The sequence below is a fragment of the Aurantivibrio plasticivorans genome (assembly GCF_055392955.1).
This window is the reverse complement of sequence record NZ_AP036020.1, coordinates 3773387-3791873: the sequence shown is the minus strand read 5'-3', so window position 1 is coordinate 3791873 and position 18487 is coordinate 3773387. Positions and strand designations below refer to the sequence as shown.

Here is an 18487-nt window from a genome sequence, read left to right as displayed (position 1 = left end):
AGGGGATAGAGGGTGCCATCTCAACTTGCATGGATAGACCACGATTCAACAGCGAGAGAGCGTACACTTCGCATTCTTTCCCTGTTCCAGGAAAAGGAAAGCCGCGACGAGCTTGGGCTTGGCTCTATTCGCGATAGTTTCGCTGATCAGTTATTTCCCGGCACAAGTACCATCCAGACACGGCTGCGCTACATGCTTTTCGTGCCCTGGATTTATCACTCCCTGGAAGATAAACGATTACCTGCAGCGAACTTTGCCGTCCAGGCTGATTTTCTGGAAAGGGCGCTGGTTCAGCCGTTGATGGAGTCCGATGATCTGGCGGGAGTGTTTGGAAAGACGGCAGGAAAAAGTCTCAAACGGTTACCCAGCTCGGTTTATTGGGCAGGACTCGGCGTTTGGGGAATACGGCTGACGCCATTCTCGCAGGATGAATATCACAGGCGTATCGAAGAAGTCTATCGTCGCCGGGGCACACTGAAGTCACTGGAAAAGGACGCCAGAGCCAGAGGTGATGATGTCGATCAGGAACAGCGCCTGGCCACGTATAGCTGGCATCCTCGGCTGCCTGAACCGCCGGTTGAGTTTCCGGCTAAGATCGATTTCGCTTTAACCCGGGAAGAAGCAGAGTTTATTCGGGATCGCATCCAGGTCGCTTGCCCTGACAGTCTGCTTTCATTTCTGGTGTTGCACTGCAAGCCTGCTGATTCCCTGGCCCCGTGGGAGCACCCCGACTACGCCAGTTTTTCCACTCAACACCAAGAGCTCCTGACCCATGCGCGTCTCTTTTCTGAGACGATGCACGGGGCGTCACTCATGTACAACATTCAGCTCGCCAGGCTCAAGAACCATGAAGCGCTGGCTGAGGAACATCAGACTAGCTTCAATAGTTGGATTGAGAGTTTTCCTCTGGATGAAGTTCGCGAGTGGTCGATTAGCCGACTTTGGGAACTGACCATCGATCACGGTCACAGTGTTACCCCGCAAACAAGATCGTTTATTCAGCAATGGATCGAGCATACCCGCAAATCCCCAGAGGACCTTCTGGCTAATACTGATGCATTGAATTTGATAAAAAGAAGGGAGATGAAACTCAAAGGTGCGCGCTCACGGTTCAGAAACCAGCGTGCACTTGAGCAGTGGGGCGGATATTCGGGTGTCGGAAGACTGGTCTACCGGTGGCCTAATGTGAAGGTACTGTTGAACGACTTGTACCAAGGGCTGAGTCGGGAGCAGTTATGCTGAATCCAAACTCCCGAAGCCTCTATACCTCGGCATTGACCCCGCCTCCGGGAATGATCTTCGACGAAGCTGTGGCGACCACATTCTCAATGGATCCTGCGTTACTGCTTGAGGCGCCAGTCTACCTGGCACTTATGGCAGCCGACGGTCAGACAGATCCCGACCCGTTAGCGGTACTTGAAGCCATTCGTCGGTACTCGAAGCGTATTACTGTCTATGTGCAGCGTGGACGTATTCAGATCCCCCAGATTGCCAAGCCCAATCCACTGTTTGGCTTTCTGGAGAACATGGTAGTTGAAGTGTCTGCCCCGGGAGGCGGTGTCTTCCATCCCAAGGTTTGGGCAATTCGCTTTGTCAGTCCGGATCAAAGCCGTGCGATGTGTCGCCTGGTGGTGCTGAGCCGGAATATGACCGCCGATCAATCCTGGGATCTGTCACTGCAGCTTGAAGGATCGGTGGTTGGCCGCAAGGCCAAACTGAACAAGCCATTGGCGCACTTCTTTGACATGTTGCCCGGTCTTGCAACCGGCGCCGTAGCCGCGGAGCGAGAGGCGCAAGCACATCGATTTGCAGAGGCACTGCATCGCGTTGAATGGGAGCTGCCTGAGGGCTTTGATGAACTGGCCTTTTACCTGCCGGGCATAAAGGGCTTTGATTGGGAACCTCCGGAAGCGAATCGAATGGCCGTTATTTCGCCTTTCTGCTCGGATTACGCACTGCAAAATTTGGCGAGCAAATCGATTGCTGCTGATGCGCTCATCTCACGACCGGAATCATTATCTGCCTTGAAGCCGGAAACGTTGTCGCTCTTCGCTCAGTGCCTGCAGCTGGATGACGCGGCGGAAACGGAAGATGGCGAAGAAGACACAGCATCTGAACATCCGCTCGCGACGGGTCTTCATGCGAAGGTTTATCTATTCGAGACCCGATATTACTCCGACTACACCCATGTAATTATGGGGTCTGCCAATGCCACCAACGCGGCGCTGAATGCGGCAAAGAATATCGAGATTCTGGTGGGGTTGGTCGGCAGAAAGAGCAACGTCGGCGGTATTGACGAGCTGCTCGGGACAGATGGTCTGGGTGAATATCTGGTGGACTTCGATGTCAGCAAGGAGTCTATTGTTGATGTGGAGCGTCAGGCCGCGGAGGCGTGTGTTGAGGATGCACGATATCGGCTCGCTGACGCCGCGCTGTCGTTGGAATGCAGCCCTGCAACCAAGGAGAGCTTGTGGTCGCTGTTACTGATCGGTGAAGCTCCTCCCCTGGAGGGAATTGTCAGTGCGGAGGTCTGGCCAATCACTCTGCAGTCAGACAGTCGCGCAACCTCCCTTTTATCGAGCGAGCCCGTGGTGTGGGAGTGCGATGCAGCCTATGTCACCGGCCTCATTGCCTTTGATTTGAAAACCAACCATCCCGATGTGTCAGCCCGGTTTGTGCTGAACCTTCCCATTACGGGCATACCTGGAGAGCGCGACTCCGCCATTCTGCAAACGGTCATCAACAACCAGGAAGGTTTTATCCGGTACCTGCTGCTGTTGCTGGGAGACGATACAGCACAGGGGCTTGAGGGAGGGAATGCTGCTGGTTGGGCCAAGTGGCTGGCCCGCTTGGCGGCCGGCGAGGATATTCCGCTACTGGAAGAGCTTACGCGTACTTTCAGTCGCCACCCGGAGCGATTATCAGAAGTCTCGCGATTGGTTCGAGACTTGTCAAAAGGGGCCGAGAACGCGGTGGTTCCAGATGAATTTCTGGGGATGTGGAGCGTTTTTGAATCGGCGATTGGGGAGCGCGATGCCTAGCAATCGATTTCTGGCCGCGCCTGCATTGGCGGGATTAAAGGACTTTCAGAGAACGACCGTTGAGTATGTTTTCCAACGACTCTACGGGTCAGATTCGACGTCGCGTTTTCTTGTTGCGGATGAGGTGGGTCTTGGCAAGACACTGGTTGCCCGAGGCATCATCGCCAAAACCCTGGAGCACCTGCAGGATAAAGTGGACCGGGTTGATGTGATATACATTTGCTCCAATGCTGCGATCGCGACCCAAAACGTTAACCGACTCAACGTCAGCGATACCGAAGGCTTCACAATTGCTACGCGCCTGACCTACCTGCCCAAACAGGTACGGTCCCTGCGCAAGAACAAGGTGAATTTCATCAGCCTGACTCCGGGAACGGCATTTGATCATGCCCGCAGCCGGGGAGGTCACGCCGATGAGCGGGCCATACTCTACCGCATGTTATACGATCTGCCCCTGGCGCAGAGTGAGCGCCGCAAGCGGTTGCGAGTAGGGCTGCTGAATATACTGCAGGCGACTGCAGGCAAGAAAAACTGGCGGGCGAAAGCCAAAAACCTCCCTGCATCAGAACTGGATTTGGATCTCTCCAAGGCGTTTCGCCGAGCGGTTCTTGAAGATGCTGAGCTCTATGCTGACCTGAAGGAGGGCTGTGACCGCTTTGCCCGATATCGCGACTACAGCAGGATTCCCTGGGAGGATTCCGAGCTGCGCTATAACCTGATTGGCCGACTCAGGAGCAAGCTGGCATCCGTGTGTCTTTCTGCGCTTGAGCCTGATCTGGTTATCCTCGATGAGTTTCAGCGCTTCAAGAACTTGCTGGATGGTGATGACGAAGCCTCCATGCTGGCGACGGCGCTCTTTGAACATCCGGAAGTTCGCGTGCTTCTGCTTTCCGCAACGCCCTATAAGATGTTCACCCTCGATCAGGAGACGGAAGAGGACGACCACTATCCTGATTTTATCCGTACTCTGAATTTTCTGTTTAATGACCCTGCGGAAGTGGATGCGGTCAAAACGCTATTGTCGGCGCATCGAACCACGCTCCATGCGAGTACCAACGGCGCGGTAGGCCTTCCACAGAAAAAGGCCGAACTTGAGCAGGCACTTCTTAAAGTGATGTGTCGAACCGAGAGGGTCGCCACCACGCGCGATCATAACTCGATGTTGCGAGAGATTGAGCGGGTTGCCCCTCTTAAACCCGCGGATCTGCAGCACGCGGCCACTGCCGATGCGGTGGCAGTCTGTGTCAAAGCCGGGGAACCCATTGAGTACTGGAAATCGGCACCGTATCTGATCAACTTTTTAAAGCACTATGAGTTGAGGCACAAACTGGATGCCCAGTTGAGTGCGCCTTCAGATGCGCTTCGAGATGCCTTGCAGTCAGCAAACGGGTACTTGTTGTGCAAAGATAAGTTCGAAGGCTACGAGTCAATCGACCCTGCGAACCCGAGGATGCGCTTACTGTTTGAGGACACGATTGAAAAGGGTATGTGGCAGCTGCTCTGGATGCCACCGTCCATGCCTTATGTCGAACCGGGCGGGGCCTACCGAGATAAGGATAATCTGACGAAAGCGCTGGTGTTTTCATCCTGGAGTGCTGTTCCCGATGCTGTGGCTTCGATCTGTTCCTATGAAGCAGAGCGGCACATGCTGGGCGGAAACACGGTCTCCCACAGTGAGCTGTATGACAAGATCAAACCTTTGCTGCGGTTTGCAGTGGCCTCAAGCGACAACCGCCTGACGGGTATGCCGGTGGTTGCGTGGCTGCTGCCTTCTCCCACTCTTGCCACCCGGATCGACCCGCTGGAGATTGCGCTACGCCATGGGCCGCTGAGCGCTCAGGATTTGAAGAACGAAGTAAAGGCGGTGTGTCGTGATTTGATCAATACCCTGCCTGAAGGCAAGGAAGGTTCGCGGGCCGACGAGCGCTGGTATTGGGCGGCTCCCATCCTCATCGATGGCCACAACGGCTTGCTGGATTGGTGTAAGAGTGAGCTGGGGTGGCGATCTGCGACGCCAGACCACGAATCGGGTACCCGCTTCAGAGATCACCTTGATCTGCTGGTCAATGTCGCTGAGGGCAACCTGACGCTCGGCCCCATGCCTGACGATTTGGCGGATGTGCTCTGCGATCTTGCGTTGGCTGGCCCCGGTGTCTGCGCCTTGCGGGCGCTTCGTCGTATCGCGGGTGGGCTCGATATCGATAATCCAACACTGTTGTCAGCCGCGGCCAGAGTCGCGTCCGGATTCCGATCGTTGTTTAACATGCCGGAAACCATCGCCATGTTGCGTGGTGCGGGGGAGGAGACCTACTGGCGATTAACACTGCAGTACGGCATTGATGGCAATCTTCAGGCTGTGCTTGATGAGTATGTGCATGTTCTTCGCGAGTCCCTGGGCTTGCAGGAGCATTCACAGCAAGAACAGGTAGCCGCGATCGCTGAATGCATACAGTCGGTGCTGTCTCTGCGCACGGCTCAGATACGCATTGATGAGATAAAAAGCGGCGGAGAAGGGTTTGTTGTGGATGACTTCAATACCCGCTGTCGATTTGCGCTCCGCTTTGGTGATATTCGCGACGACAATAATCAAGCCCTGGTCCGTGCCGACTCGGTAAGAGATGCCTTTAATTCCCCGTTTCGCCCCTTTGTCCTCGCCTCGACATCAATCGGTCAGGAGGGACTGGATTTCCATACCTGGTGCCATGCGGTCGTGCATTGGAATCTACCGTCGAACCCGGTTGATCTGGAGCAGCGGGAGGGGCGGGTACACCGCTATAAGGGGCATGCCGTCAGAAAGAATGTTGCTGAGCGGTATGGCTTGAGCGCGCTCTCTGAATTTCACGATGGCGGGGATCCCTGGCAGACACTCTTCCGGATGGCCTCTGAGGGGAAAGCCAGCGGGTTGTCCGATCTGGTTCCCTACTGGGTATTCGAAGAGGGTTCCGCGCGTGTCGAACGCCGAATTCCAGTGCTTCCGTATAGCAAAGAAGTGGGGAAGCTCAAGCGTTTGAAGCAGGGGTTGGCACTCTATCGAATGGTGTTTGGCCAACCGCGGCAGGAAGATCTGTTGTTTAGCCTCAGCCAAAATGGCCACCACGAAGTGGCGGACTTTGCCAACTGGCTGATCTCGCTCCAGCCGCCGTTAGCGGACAAAAACCTACCAGAACCTGCGGGCTCACCAATCAGGGAAGAATAGGACGATCAATCTATGATGCAGGCTATACAGTTTCTTTTGGTTCCCGACGGCAGTGCCGCTCGCCGCCTTCGCCGAATACTGGCCACCCAATCCCCAAGCATGGGGATTGTGGTTGGTACCTGGCCGGAGCTGATCGAGCAAGCCAAGAGCGCGTATGTCATTGCACCTCAGGTAAGTGACTGGAAGTCTCAATTTCATGCGGCGCTGGAACAGTTGCCTGATGCGTTCTGGTCCAACAGTTTTGAGGTGGCGCCTCAAGAAGTGGCTGCAGAAGTTGAAGCCGCGCTATCCCTGATTGTTTCTGCTACGCGGCCTAGCTACAACGTTAGTGATGCCTTTCTAAATTTTGACCAAATCCCTGATCGTCCCAGAAAGCACGTTGAAGATATCGTGTGTTTGCTGGTTAAGTTGGATAGCCTGCTACCCGACGAGTTACTGGGTATACAGCAACTACTTTCTGCTGAACCCTCCGCCGCCATACGGCGGATCGCGGTTTATCATTTGGAGGGATTTCCGTCGCTGACTCGCTGGCAGGGGGCGTTGATAGACAAGCTCAACGAGGATTCTGGGATAGAACCTGACTCGACATTGACCGCGCTTATCGCGTCGCTCTTGCTCGATCCCTCTCCGACTACACCACAGACCAGCATTCAGGCTTTACAGCAACGCCTGTTTGCTGTGCCAGAGGAGACGGTGCCGCTGGATGATACTGTGCAATGGGTGGGCGTCAGGGATTTTCTGGAGGAAGCCGAAGTGGCAGCAGGCATGGCTCAGCAAATGCTGGCCGAAACCCCGGGGCTCGTCCCAGCTGACATCGGCTTGTTGTTGCCTGATACCTTTGAGTATTCACTGGCCGTCAATGATGCATTTTCAGCGGCGGGGCTGCCACTTTCCGGTTTGCCTGTGGATCACTGGCAGCGGGATCTGGGGCATGAAGCCCTGTTCCACTTTCTGTATTGCCGTCAAAAGCCTTCACCGGCCATGGCTCTGGCCGTTTGCTTGTCGTCTCCTTTAATGCCGTGGTCGAAAGAACAGGGCGCCGAATTGGCCCAGGCTGTGATGGATGGCGACTATCGATTGCGTCCATTTCCGGAGGCGACTCGGAGTGCGCTGCAGATGTTGGACCTGTTGCATGAGGGCGATGAGCGTCCGGACACCTTAGCCGCGGCGATTCAGGCTTTTGTCGGCTTGCTGGACGGCAGCGAGCAATTGGAATCTCACGTCTACCACGCGAAGGCAACGGCCGACGAGTTGTGTGCGGCATTAACCGGTAAGACGGATATCGACTGGAGCTTACTGCGGCGCCTATCCAGCCCAAAGAACATTAGCACTGGGGAAGCGCCCGTTTTTAACCTGGAAGGGATTACGGTGTGGCGTGAAGCCCACGAGGCCTGGCGCCCGGTTCGGTTTTTGCTGGTGTTGGGGTTCGCCTCGGGACATTACCCGGTGGCCAGCAGCGATTCCACGGTATTTGTCTCTGAGGACTTGCTGGCGCTTCGGGACACGCTCGGGTTATCGCTGGCAACACCGGCAGACCAAATGCGCGATCGACGGGCGCGATTTAAACGCCAGTTGGCATCCGTTGCCGAGTTCATCTGTTTCACGATCCCCCGCAGAGACGCCAGTGGCGCATCCCAGTCGCCGTCGGAGTCACTGGTATTTATGGGCCAGTTGTACAGCGGTATCGATGACGGAGAGTCTCTGATTCTGGAGATGGATGTGGCGGCAGACCGCGATCGCATTCGTTTCCTGCCGCAGGCCGGATCACAGCCGCCGCAGCTACCGCGTGCGCTTGTCACGGAAGATATACAGTTTGGATGCGACCTGCTGGCGTTACGCACTGATGCCGAGGGTAATCTTCGACCCGAGTCTCCCAGCAGCCTGGAGACATTGATGGTGTCCAGGCTGGCCTGGCTGTTACGTCGCATCAACGCGGAGCCCCAGGGCTGGGAGCCGGAACGGCCCGATGTCATGCTGTTGGGCACGCTCACCCACCAGGTCTTGGAGGAGTTGTTTCAGGCATCGCGCCCGATACCCGACCCACAGGCCATCAGCGCACAAGTTGAGCCACTGCTGGACGCGGCCATCAGAACCCACGCACCCTTCCTCCGCGCTGCGCAGTGGCAGGTTGAACGCCGGCATTTGGCCTCTGGCATCACCAAGGCCGCCTTGGCCTGGCGAGACGTGTTGGAGACCCTGAATGCCGAGATTCTCGGTACCGAAGAGTGGCTGGAGGGGCACCTGGAAGGTCTGCCCATTCATGGCCAGGCCGATATATTGCTGGGCCTGCCCGATGGCCGATTGCTGGTGGTCGACTACAAACGCTCCAGTGCCAACAGCCGCAGGCCCCGTATGCAGAAAGGCTACGACAGTCAGGCAAACCTGTACCGCACCATGCTGCAAACCGGGGGGCCTAAGAGCGAAGACAATACGACCTTGCTGGAGAGACTGAAGGCTGGAGATACCACCGGTATCGTCTATTTCATGACGAACGACCAGACGTCGCTATCGGATGCATTAGTGGTCGAATCTGGAGCCATTCCGGGTTGGGAGGTGCTGGAAGGCGATGTAGCTCATCAGGCGATGACCCTGATCCGGGAGCGATTGGGGGAGGTGAGGGCAGGGCAGTTGTATTTGAATCGGGACGGCGATGCGACGTTCTTCGATAAACAGGCAGGCGTGAAGCCCTATGCCCTGGAGAACAGCCCGTTGATTCCGCTATTCACAATACCCGGTGATACCAGGGAGGCCGAATGATGTTGCCAGCACTCACCATTATTCCCGCCGGCGCGGGGTCCGGTAAGACCTACACCATTCAGCAGCAGTTGGGTGAGTGGGTGGTTGCCGGATTGATTGCTCCCGAACGTATCGTGGCGGTGACCTTTACCGAAGCCGCTGCAGCAGAGCTGCGGGAGCGGATTCGCGTCAAGTTGCTGAGTCTTGGTCGCCTGGAAGAAGCCTTAAAGCTGGATCAGGCCTACATCTCCACCATCCACGGTTTCGGCTTGCGCTTGCTGACGGAATTTGCCTTCGATGCAGGGCTGTCTCCTCGGCCCCGACTGCTGAATGAAGACGAAGAAAACACGCTGATTCGGCTGGCGTTGGCGCGCACGGAAAAGGCGGATGTCATCACCTCAGATCTGGCCAGGTTTGGCTACAGCTTTGATTTCAACTCCCAGAAGAGCGCCGAAGAGGGCTTTCGCGATGATCTGCTGAGAATCGTCACCTTGTTGCGATCTGCCGGTTGGTCCGAAGAGAGCGATAGCTACGCTGCGTTTGCCGCCGATTGGATCAGAGCACGCTACGGCGTCACCGGAGACGGCGACCAACTGACGGCACGGTTGCAGCAGGCGGCAAGTCGTTTGCTGGAGGCCTTCCCGGAGAATTTATCCAGAGAATTTGGTAATAGCGCTACGGCTGCCAAGGAGTTTCAGCGCGACTATCGAAATTTGCGGGCCGCGGCGACAGGTGAAGGTTTAAATACCGATTGGAAACTGTGGAAAGAGCTGCGCGCGCTGCGCAAATCCAAGCGGGGTTGTCAGTTACCCGACGGCTATGACGAGTTGGCCGATGCCGTTATCGAGGCGGCGGACGCATTGCCTACGCACCCCGGCCCGCGTGAACAGGCCGTATTGCACATTGAATCGCTGATCGCCGCCGGCCAGGAAGTGCTGGTCCACTATGCGCAAGCCAAGCGTGAAGCGGGGCTGGTCGACTACGGCGACATGATCGCCATGGCCGCAGACATGCTGCGCAACCGCCCGGAAGTATTGAATACCCTGGGGCAGCGCATCGATTGCCTGGTTGTGGACGAGTTTCAGGACACCAACCCGCTGCAGTTTGCCTTGCTGTGGCAGTTGAGGGACGCCGGTGTACCCACTGTCACCGTCGGTGACTTGAAGCAGGCGATTATGGGTTTCCAGGGCGCCGATCCGCGCCTGTTCGATGCCCTGATCCGCCAGAATCAGGATGTCGCCAAGCCCTTGACCAGCAACTGGCGATCCCAGCCAACCCTGATGCACTTTATCAATGCGGTTGGCCCCAGCTTGTTTGGTGATGAATACGTGCCTCTGGCGCCGCAGGGGGCTGCGAGCCGCCAGGAGCCGATCGAGCTGATTGATTTTCCGGTGAAGGCCAAAAAAGGTCAGCATGCCGTTCGGGCGCTTTCCGTGGGTGAGCGGCTACAGGTGATGCTGGAAGATCCTTCACAGCAGATTACGGATCGACGCACAAAACAGCTGCGTCGACTGCGTGGTGGGGATATTGCGGTGCTCTGCCCTACCCACAGGATGCTGGCAGATTACGCTGATGTGTTGCGGGCGATGGGGCTACGGGTGCGATTGCAAGAGGACGGCTGGCATTCCTCACGGGTGGTGCAACTGGCCTGCCAGGCCATGGCCTATGTCGCCAACCCGACGGATCGCCATGCCGCCTTGTACCTGGCCGTCACGGAATTGGGTAGCTGCGATTTAAAAACGGCCCTGGAACAGCTGATTGCCAATGGGAAAATCGTCGATCCAGTGTTGGCACGGTTGGATGCGCTGGCCGCGAACGTCAAAGACCGCACTCTTTTTGCCTTGGTGGCTGACACCTGTGCGGCACTCAATCTGTTTGACGAGGTGTCCGTCTGGCCGGATGCTGATCAGGCACGCGCAAATCTGCTTCGCTTGCAGGCCGAGGCGGGCGAATACATGGATGCCAACCGTGAAGCGCTCGCCAGCGGTGGCTACTACGGTTCCGGTATTCAGAGCTTCCTGGCCTGGCTGAACGCCAAGGTTGAGCAGAAGGACAAAAACCATCAGCCCGATCCGCGGGTGATCGACGAAGATGCCATTCAGCTGGTGACCTGGCACAGTTCCAAAGGCCGGGAGTGGCCCGTGGTGTTTGTGTGTGGCATGGATAGGAGCTTGAGCCCGGGATTGCCCAACATGGCGCTCGGCTACAGCACATTTGAGGATCTCTCCCAGCTGATCGAGAAGGCGCAGATTGAGTACTCACCCAAGTTTGCCGCTCCCGAGTCCGACGACAAGTTTCTCGAAGCGTTGGGGCTTGCTAACGAGCTTGAATCCAGACGATTGATCTATGTGGCCATGACCCGAGCACGGGAAAAACTGGTGCTGGAATGGCCGAGCTATTTGGCGGGTAAAGATGGACTGACCTATTGGTCGATTCTGGCGTCAAACCTCACCCCATCGCGTCAAGACGCGACCATTGCCGTTGGTGGCAACTCGTTCCCATGCCTGATCAGGGAAGGAGGGTCGGAGCTGCCAGAGGATGTCGGGACGGGCGGGGAGACAACCACTGACCTACTGGCCACCATCGGCCGCCGGGCGATACAGCGCGGAATCGTCCCGCAGGGATTGATTCCGGACAGCGTTGTGCCATCGGGAATGGAAAGTATCAAGGCCTCAGAGACGGACAAGCAACCACTGGAGTTGATCCGCTACCACAAAGGGTTGGACCTGGATATCGAGCTTACCGGCACGACACTCGGTACCTTTTTGCACCGCTGCTTCGAGATTCTCGGCGCTAATCCAAGTCACGCTGCGAATATCTCAGGTATCACTGGCGTAGAGCTCAGTGATGGCACCGCCGCGAACATCGCTGCCAGTGTGAATAGCTTCGAGCAATGGACATCAGACCACTTCTCCGCAACAGCTGTGCATCGGGAACTTCCATTACTGGGGCTTGATGATAACGGCTCCGTGGTCTCTGGCACCGCCGACCTGGTGCTGGAAACAGGCAGCGGCCTATGGATCCTTGACCACAAATCAGACCAGATTGAGGATCCGGAAGCGGCATTTAATGGCTATCGGCCACAGTTGGAATGCTACGCAAATCTAATCGAAAGTATGGGTCATACCGTTTCAGGTATAGGAATTAACTGGATTCGGCGAGGGGAAGTGGTGTTGGTGCCATTTCTCTGATTATATAGGCTTATAATTTGCAGTGAATAAAAGATAGAAACATGGAGATTCGAATGAAAAAGATGCCACTTCTGATGCTGTTGATGATTTTCACATCAATACCGGCATTCGCAGGAGAGAAGAGAATTGTTCATGGTGCCCAGACTGCTGCAGATGGCTCGACCTATGAAGTAGGGTTTTGCGCAAGGGGGCAGGATGCTGCAGGTAGCAAACCTGGCCATGCTTTCGTTGTATTGCAAAGTTTCGATAAAAATAAAAAGAGAACAGAGTTTCTAACTGCGGGATTTGGACCACCCAAATCAGTGCCTGTGCACCAATATGGGTTAATAAGCCCTGAAAACTACTCCGATCCAACGCAAGATTGTCTTGTTGCTGAAACAAATAAAGACAAATATCTAAAGATTAGGCAAGGAATACAAGATCAAAAAGAATTTCTGTTCGCTGGTGTCAAAATACCGCTTACTCGCCCATACACCGTGGTTCTAGATGACTGCGTGACTTTTCTGCAGGCTATCGCAACAGATTTTGGACTGGTGGTACCAAGCCGCCAAGAAGGTTGGATGCCTCTCTCATTTGTGCAGGCTTTGAAGGCGGCCAATTGACGAATAGGGACCGGAGTATGAACCAAGGAAAGATGATTCTCTACAGTCATAGTGGAATATGCGTAGGTATATTGTCGAGGAGATTTCGTAGCCTCGGTTTTCATACAGTCGGATTATGCGCTGCAATACTAACAATGATTGTTTTTCCGAATTCTGCGTTTGCAGAGAAAACGCAGTGGATCTGCGAAGACGCGCTGTTCCCCATCGTTGTCGAGGCGCGCACTGCGGCCGACAACAGAGTTTTTGAATTCAGAATCAATGCCGGCGACTTCTGGCTTCCGCCGAAGTCGAAAGGTTCGGTCAGAGTAGCGCCGGATTTCGAGATTGGCCTTGGGCAGATCGTGCAAACAATCGAACTTGCAGAGTACGAGCAGCAGACTACAGTAACACCCGTCGCCCGGGAGGCCGGCACGCTGGTCGAAGCTATCGCATACTACACCGCTGGCGACGCCTGTGGCGCCGATGCCGTGGGCAGGGTCGACGGGTTGATCAATGAAGGAGAGTCAGCCAAGCGCGTGTGCGGGGAGTTATCGATCCGGGTTGTAGACGAACCGTTGGGCGAAAACCTGCAATTCTACCCAAGCGTCAGTGACAAATGGACACCCGTGGCGACATTTACCGTGGCCATCGAGTCACTTTCTGGCCGGTGGGAAAAGACTGACGAGACACCTCCCGATGGTCTGTGTGAATAAGCTGTTTATCGCGGTGGTGGCGGCGATACTCGCTGCACCTGCAGCGTGGGCAGATCGCACCTACATGAGCGAAACACATGCGTGGAACGGTCCGATTAGCGTCACCGCGAAGGGGCAGTTAATAGCTGGCGGCGCAGCATACACGTTCACGCTGAGTATCGAGAACAACGATACGCCAGCGCTCCACCTCGGCGACAAGGTCCGGGTGAGCAACGTAGGTCCATCCGAATTTTCGCCAATTACCTGGTGGCAGAATGGCAGGCGCTATGCCGGAAAGAGCTGTAGCGGTTTCTTATTCAAGAAATGCAAAAAGACGTACCACAATCACCAAAACAAAAAGCGTGAAAACTATCGTGCATCCGAAGTTCGATTCGGACTTCGACCGCTGGCAGGTGGCGACTGTCGATCTGATCCGAAGGTGGGGCTGAACGAGGAAATGACCGTTTCCTTTCCATCGCGTCTCTGCGTCATTGGAGAGGGCCGTTTTTTGAGGCCGGCTTCGGTTCCGGGGCCTGGGAATCCAACGGGGCCAGTTCAGAAGTTCACAATGATAGACAACGCAGGACTGACAGTTTTGCATTTTGCCGTGAATATTGTTCGAGAAAAGTAGGAGCAGGAGGAAAAGATGAAAAACAAGAAGGATTTCGTCTTGATGATGGTAATTACGTTACTTGTCGCTGGCTGCGGAAAAGTAGAGGACCAGTGTGCCGCTGAAAAATCTGAGGTCGCAGTACTCAAAGCGATCGTGGAAATACACAAGTCGCGTTTCGAGAGTCGCTCCGCAGAGGCGGTCGGTTACAGGGCGACGGATGAAGTGCGACAGATACTGCAGCAGCGCGATGATAATATTCGTCTTGCCCAGCAAGCCGAAATTCAGCGCCTCGAAGATATGCTGCTGGGGTTGAGTCAGGAGCTGCAGCAGGCAAAGGCCGGTGATGTTGCGGCCGCAGCCGCCAAGCAGACGGAGCTCAATGCTGCGCTCGTCGAGGCGCGGCAATTGCGCTCGAGTCTGGAGGCGCACGAGAAAAACCAGCAAGTGGTGGAAATGCGGCTTCGGAACTTACGTGAAGTGAAAAGCGAAGATTTGAAAGATAAAACGGTGTTCTCGCCAACGGCTATGGGTGACGAGAACACCGATGAGAACACGTCTGAACAGGACCTAGTTGCCATGGCGATGGTTGCAGGTGTTTGCTACGCGGCGTCGGGAGGACTCTGCGCCATTGTTGCCGCCGATTTCTTACAGGGTGTGCTGGGCGGATCCTCGACGGAAGAGGATATCGAGAAAATGGGCTCTATCATTGAAAAAACCTCCAACGGTGAGCCTTTGTCGGACGAGGAACGAAAGTGGATTCGAGGAAAAACGCGCGACCTGTTCGATGACAACGAAAACGTGCAGGAAATTCTCGCCGACGTGCTCGGCGGATCGAAAACGCTAGATGAAAGCTTCCAGGGAACGGTTAAACAGGTGATCAACGACAAGATTGGCGAAGAGACTCTGCAACAGCTTGAGCGGCTGATTGATCGTGACATCTCCTGCAGGGATATGAAAGATCTTATCAACGAGGTAGATGACAACAATCTTCGCAATATCCGGAGGGTCTTGCCCAAACTGCAAAAGGAGCTGCGTACCAAAAACCCGGACGCAGCGGCTTGTCTTGGCGAACTGGCAGGCTGATCTGGCGGAATGAAGATGATGTTGACCAGCCTTAAAAATCCGGACACCTTGCTGATCGTATTGCTGGTGTTTTCTCTGTTAACGCTACCGGTAGCCGTCTTTGGTGGCATCTATGAAAACTGGAGGTGGTACTCGCTGTCGGGATGGGTGCTTGCATTGGCGTGGATTAGCATCTACGCCGGCTCTTGGTGTACTAGGAAATACGGCATGAGGAAGGTCAATGGCTGGTTCTTGAGGGCCTGGATGCGAAAGTCCCTGCTCGTCGTCTTCGTTGCGCTGATCGCGGCAAACGTTGGGATTCGCAAAGAGAACTGCAGCTGGCTCGGCGATTGCACTTCAGTCACTGGCGTGTACGAAGCCGAAGTAGAGCCTGTCGTCGATGTGCCAAGCTGTGTGGATGGGCTCGAGGATGACCTCGCGTTTTATGAGAACTGGAATACCCGAGGAAAGCTGGTCGAGTTGAAGGCGTCTCCCTCTGAGTTGCTTGCTGATCGGCAGCAGGAGCTCACGTGCGATGGCGAGTTGACCGAAGATCAGCAAAGTAGGGTCGTTATACTTGACCAGGCATTCTCCGCCGCAGTCAATGCGTTGAACGAACGGGAACGTGCCGATCGTGCGGCGGTGTTGCAACGCCAGCAGGACGAGATGGAAAAGGCAGCACAGGTTCCGCAGACCTTCGAGTTGGCGGATTACACCAAACTTGATTTCGAGCCTCCCCAAGGCAATTCGCCGACCCTGGACGACTTTCACGATATCATCGACGATTCGCGCGGCGCGACAGTTCCGGGGTTTGACCGACGAACAGTTTACAAGAAGCACAAGATCAGCGGTTTTTTTCCTCAATTTCTGTTAGGCGCGCTTGGCGCGGCGATCCCGGGTGGATTCACTCGAACCACGATCGTCGAGGAAGCTGTCGAAGGTGTCGCGACGAATAGCTTTGACGTCGAGGAGGCTATCTCACGCCTTACGCCATTGTTTGAAGGGCTATCGGTCGACGATCAGCTTCGTCTCAAGGATCTGATCGCAGCCGAGCTCGAGGTCGCAGTCATGAATGGTGAGATGTCGAAGGATGACGCAAGTGCAATATTTGCGAAAGTAGTCGACGTAACCATGGAGTCGGCAGCGAATGACGCAGAGGCGGAAATTATGCGTCACGCTGAGGCGATCTGTGCGGGTCTTCGTGATGGCAAGGTCCCTAAGGAATCCGTGAAATCGATGCTCGTTGGCAATCCTCGTCTGGTCCAGATGGTGTCGGCGTGTATCGACAAGGCGGTGCCCACGGGTGAAATGAAGTCCGAGTTGCTTAGTAAACTCTCCGAATGGGGGACTTGATGAACAAGGGCATTTCGATAGGTCGGCGACTGAGCGCAATCCGCAGGGGCCTTGTTCAGTGGGTAAATGCAGAACCCCAGGTACTTATGGACCCGGCGCGCAGCGACCATGGCCGCTTTTACGAAACCGGCAGCCAACTTATCCAAACGATCGAGGCATCGATTCAGCGTGGACAACATGTCGTCCTGTACGGACCGCGCGGCTGTGGTAAGAGTTACTGTGTCGCGAAAGCGATCGAGCGAGCCGAGGCAAACGGGATAATCGCCAAAGGTGCGTGGATGAAGGTGCAGGGAAACAAGGAGTTCTCGAGAGATGCACTGATCGAAGACGATATCGTCCTGACGCTCGAGGAAACGATCGCTGCCGACGGATCGCGGGACCGGCGCGTCATTCCGGAAATTCGGAAGGCGCCGTTGCTGCGGCGTGTGGAGCGTGACTCGACCACCAACCGGCCGCTCGTGCTCAATGCATCCGGGGATGAAGGTATTAAGACCTTCAAAATGGACTACAACTCTGGCGATTCCGACGAACAGGGGCTATTCGTCCTATTTCTCGACGAGATCAATCGTTTTTCCGACGGTGTATTGGACAGCCTGCTGCTCCTGCTGGAAGAAGGCCAGGTCGTGATGGGCGGAGAGCTCTACGAATTGCCCGTAGTCGTCTGCATGACGATGAACCCTCCCGGTTACGACGCATCCGCACGCGTGCTGAGCCCGCCGCTGGCTGCGCGCATCGGGCAGTCTTTTCGTTTGAGAAGCCCAAGCATCAACGTTCTCTCGGACGTTATTCTTGGTAGCCGTATCCGTGAACAGAAGGTCGACTGGATGTTGCTGCGACGGGCGGCCCTGGTGACCCTGTGTTGCTGGGGTAATCCATACAGCCGAAAACCCGGCCTGGAGTACCTGTCGGCCGAGACAATGGTGCTGCTGGAGGACGTCATCAGAACGGCTGAGAGCGCTGGGTCGTCTCGCGAAGTGACGGCTTCCATGGACACGCTGTCGGAGCTCTGCAATTTCGGCCCGGACGGTCGCGCGCTAGGTGACTGGTACGACGCAGCCTACGCGGAAGCGCGTAGGGAGGGCGAAGAACGCGGTGTCGCGGAGGAAGATATCCAGGTTCGGGCAGTACACCTTATCAACGTTGCCGTCCGTACCCTAGGGCACAAGATCCAGGATACATTTTCACAGGCTAGCAATCCCGGAAAAATCGCGCGAAAGGAAAACGCGATTCGGGATCTTGCCGCTGAGATTCTCCGGCACCCAAACGTCTACGACAAGTGTAACGGGCTCAAGCGGCCCGTTGATAGCATCGAACAGATGGAGTCCATCGCGGCCATGATCAATGGGGATAGAACGCTGTACAAAGAATGCCGACGCGCGCTCGTCGATAACGGTCTTACGAGCACGGGTGACACGGAGCGGTGGCGCATTGCCATCCAGGAACTTTCCCGGGATGCGTCGCTTACGCGCGAAACACTGCGCGACAACCGGGTACTCGAACCGTTGAACAGTGACTACATATTCCGGTCCGAGTCAGATAGGGCGATGGCGATCTGGCTTGGTGACCAAGCGTGGACCAATGCAGATGTGGCCAGGCAGCTAAAATCTGTCGTCAAAGACATAAAACGCAGCAGGAGCGACCCAGTGGATCATTATCTGCTATCGCTGAATGCGATATTCGACAACCAGAGTCTCAATGAAAGTGAACAGGGGGTCATCTCCTTGCGAGATTTTGAGCAAAGTTTCCTGTCGCACTGCGACAATGACTACGACCTGCTGAAGATCGTCGGAGATGAACTCGAGAGAGCTTGGCTTTACGTCGAAGAAAGCGGGGACGCGATCGTAGAGCCGATGGTGCAGCGACTGGAGCAGGAGTTTTCGAAGGTCTCCAACGATACATCCGATGCTCGCAGGCGAAGCTACGCCGTCGTCCGGAAGATCGCCGCGAAAATTTGGCGACGCAGGCCGGCCAGTTTTGCGGTGATGGCATTCCGGAAGAAGGCTGGGTCGTTGAGTTAGGCCG

Annotated in this window: 11 protein-coding genes; all 11 read left to right on the top strand. The window is 55.6% G+C overall.

Annotation, left to right across the window (positions count from 1 at the left end):
• The first annotated feature begins 12 nt into the window (after window positions 1-12).
• The 11 genes from ACZ5NB_RS16915 (at window position 13) to ACZ5NB_RS16865 (ending at window position 18483) form a co-directional block, all read left to right on the top strand.
• A complete protein-coding gene (locus ACZ5NB_RS16915; protein ID WP_464107619.1) occupies window positions 13-1242 on the top strand; it encodes a DUF6361 family protein in 1230 nt (409 codons plus the stop codon).
• Window positions 1236-3041 (top strand): phospholipase D family protein, encoded by a 1806-nt coding sequence (locus ACZ5NB_RS16910; protein ID WP_464107618.1) that lies wholly within the window; start codon window positions 1236-1238, stop codon window positions 3039-3041. Before ACZ5NB_RS16915 ends, ACZ5NB_RS16910 begins: the two co-directional genes overlap by 7 nt.
• Window positions 3034-6237 carry a DEAD/DEAH box helicase gene (locus ACZ5NB_RS16905; RefSeq protein ID WP_464107617.1) on the top strand — a complete coding sequence of 1068 codons (3204 nt, stop codon included), beginning with the start codon at window positions 3034-3036 and terminating at the stop codon, window positions 6235-6237. Before ACZ5NB_RS16910 ends, ACZ5NB_RS16905 begins: the two co-directional genes overlap by 8 nt.
• Window positions 6238-6249: 12 nt before the next feature.
• Complete coding sequence (locus ACZ5NB_RS16900) at window positions 6250-8994, top strand: PD-(D/E)XK nuclease family protein (RefSeq protein ID WP_464107616.1); 2745 nt, start codon at window positions 6250-6252, stop codon at window positions 8992-8994.
• On the top strand, window positions 8991-12164 hold the full coding sequence (locus tag ACZ5NB_RS16895) for a UvrD-helicase domain-containing protein (protein ID WP_464107615.1): 3174 nt from the start codon (window positions 8991-8993) through the stop codon (window positions 12162-12164). Before ACZ5NB_RS16900 ends, ACZ5NB_RS16895 begins: the two co-directional genes overlap by 4 nt.
• A 53-nt stretch (window positions 12165-12217) precedes the next feature.
• Window positions 12218-12766 carry a hypothetical protein gene (locus tag ACZ5NB_RS16890; protein WP_464107614.1) on the top strand — a complete coding sequence of 183 codons (549 nt, stop codon included), beginning with the start codon at window positions 12218-12220 and terminating at the stop codon, window positions 12764-12766.
• Window positions 12767-12900: 134 nt separating this feature from the next.
• Window positions 12901-13458, top strand: coding sequence for a hypothetical protein (locus ACZ5NB_RS16885; protein ID WP_464107613.1), 558 nt, complete (start codon window positions 12901-12903; stop codon window positions 13456-13458).
• Window positions 13451-14068 carry a hypothetical protein gene (locus tag ACZ5NB_RS16880; RefSeq protein WP_464107612.1) on the top strand — a complete coding sequence of 206 codons (618 nt, stop codon included), beginning with the start codon at window positions 13451-13453 and terminating at the stop codon, window positions 14066-14068. Before ACZ5NB_RS16885 ends, ACZ5NB_RS16880 begins: the two co-directional genes overlap by 8 nt.
• Before the next feature lie 15 nt (window positions 14069-14083).
• Window positions 14084-15133 (top strand): hypothetical protein, encoded by a 1050-nt coding sequence (locus ACZ5NB_RS16875; protein WP_464107611.1) that lies wholly within the window; start codon window positions 14084-14086, stop codon window positions 15131-15133.
• Between the two features lie 15 nt (window positions 15134-15148).
• Window positions 15149-16465 (top strand): hypothetical protein, encoded by a 1317-nt coding sequence (locus ACZ5NB_RS16870; RefSeq protein ID WP_464107610.1) that lies wholly within the window; start codon window positions 15149-15151, stop codon window positions 16463-16465.
• The gene (locus tag ACZ5NB_RS16865) at window positions 16465-18483 is read left to right on the top strand and encodes an AAA family ATPase (protein WP_464107609.1); all 2019 of its coding nucleotides are present in this window, start codon (window positions 16465-16467) and stop codon (window positions 18481-18483) included. Before ACZ5NB_RS16870 ends, ACZ5NB_RS16865 begins: the two co-directional genes overlap by 1 nt.
• Window positions 18484-18487: the final 4 nt, after the last annotated feature.

Excerpts from the sequence above, each read along its gene's own strand:
- ACZ5NB_RS16895 (WP_464107615.1), top strand. The coding sequence starts at position 8,991 with ATGATGTTGCCAGCACTCACCATTATTCCCGCCGGCGCGGGGTCCGGT.
- ACZ5NB_RS16875 (WP_464107611.1), top strand. The coding sequence starts at position 14,084 with ATGAAAAACAAGAAGGATTTCGTCTTGATGATGGTAATTACGTTACTT.
- ACZ5NB_RS16905 (WP_464107617.1), top strand. The coding sequence starts at position 3,034 with ATGCCTAGCAATCGATTTCTGGCCGCGCCTGCATTGGCGGGATTAAAG.
- ACZ5NB_RS16890 (WP_464107614.1), top strand. The coding sequence starts at position 12,218 with ATGAAAAAGATGCCACTTCTGATGCTGTTGATGATTTTCACATCAATA.
- ACZ5NB_RS16865 (WP_464107609.1), top strand. The coding sequence starts at position 16,465 with ATGAACAAGGGCATTTCGATAGGTCGGCGACTGAGCGCAATCCGCAGG.
- ACZ5NB_RS16870 (WP_464107610.1), top strand. The coding sequence starts at position 15,149 with ATGATGTTGACCAGCCTTAAAAATCCGGACACCTTGCTGATCGTATTG.
- ACZ5NB_RS16900 (WP_464107616.1), top strand. The coding sequence starts at position 6,250 with ATGATGCAGGCTATACAGTTTCTTTTGGTTCCCGACGGCAGTGCCGCT.
- ACZ5NB_RS16885 (WP_464107613.1), top strand. The coding sequence starts at position 12,901 with ATGATTGTTTTTCCGAATTCTGCGTTTGCAGAGAAAACGCAGTGGATC.
- ACZ5NB_RS16910 (WP_464107618.1), top strand. The coding sequence starts at position 1,236 with ATGCTGAATCCAAACTCCCGAAGCCTCTATACCTCGGCATTGACCCCG.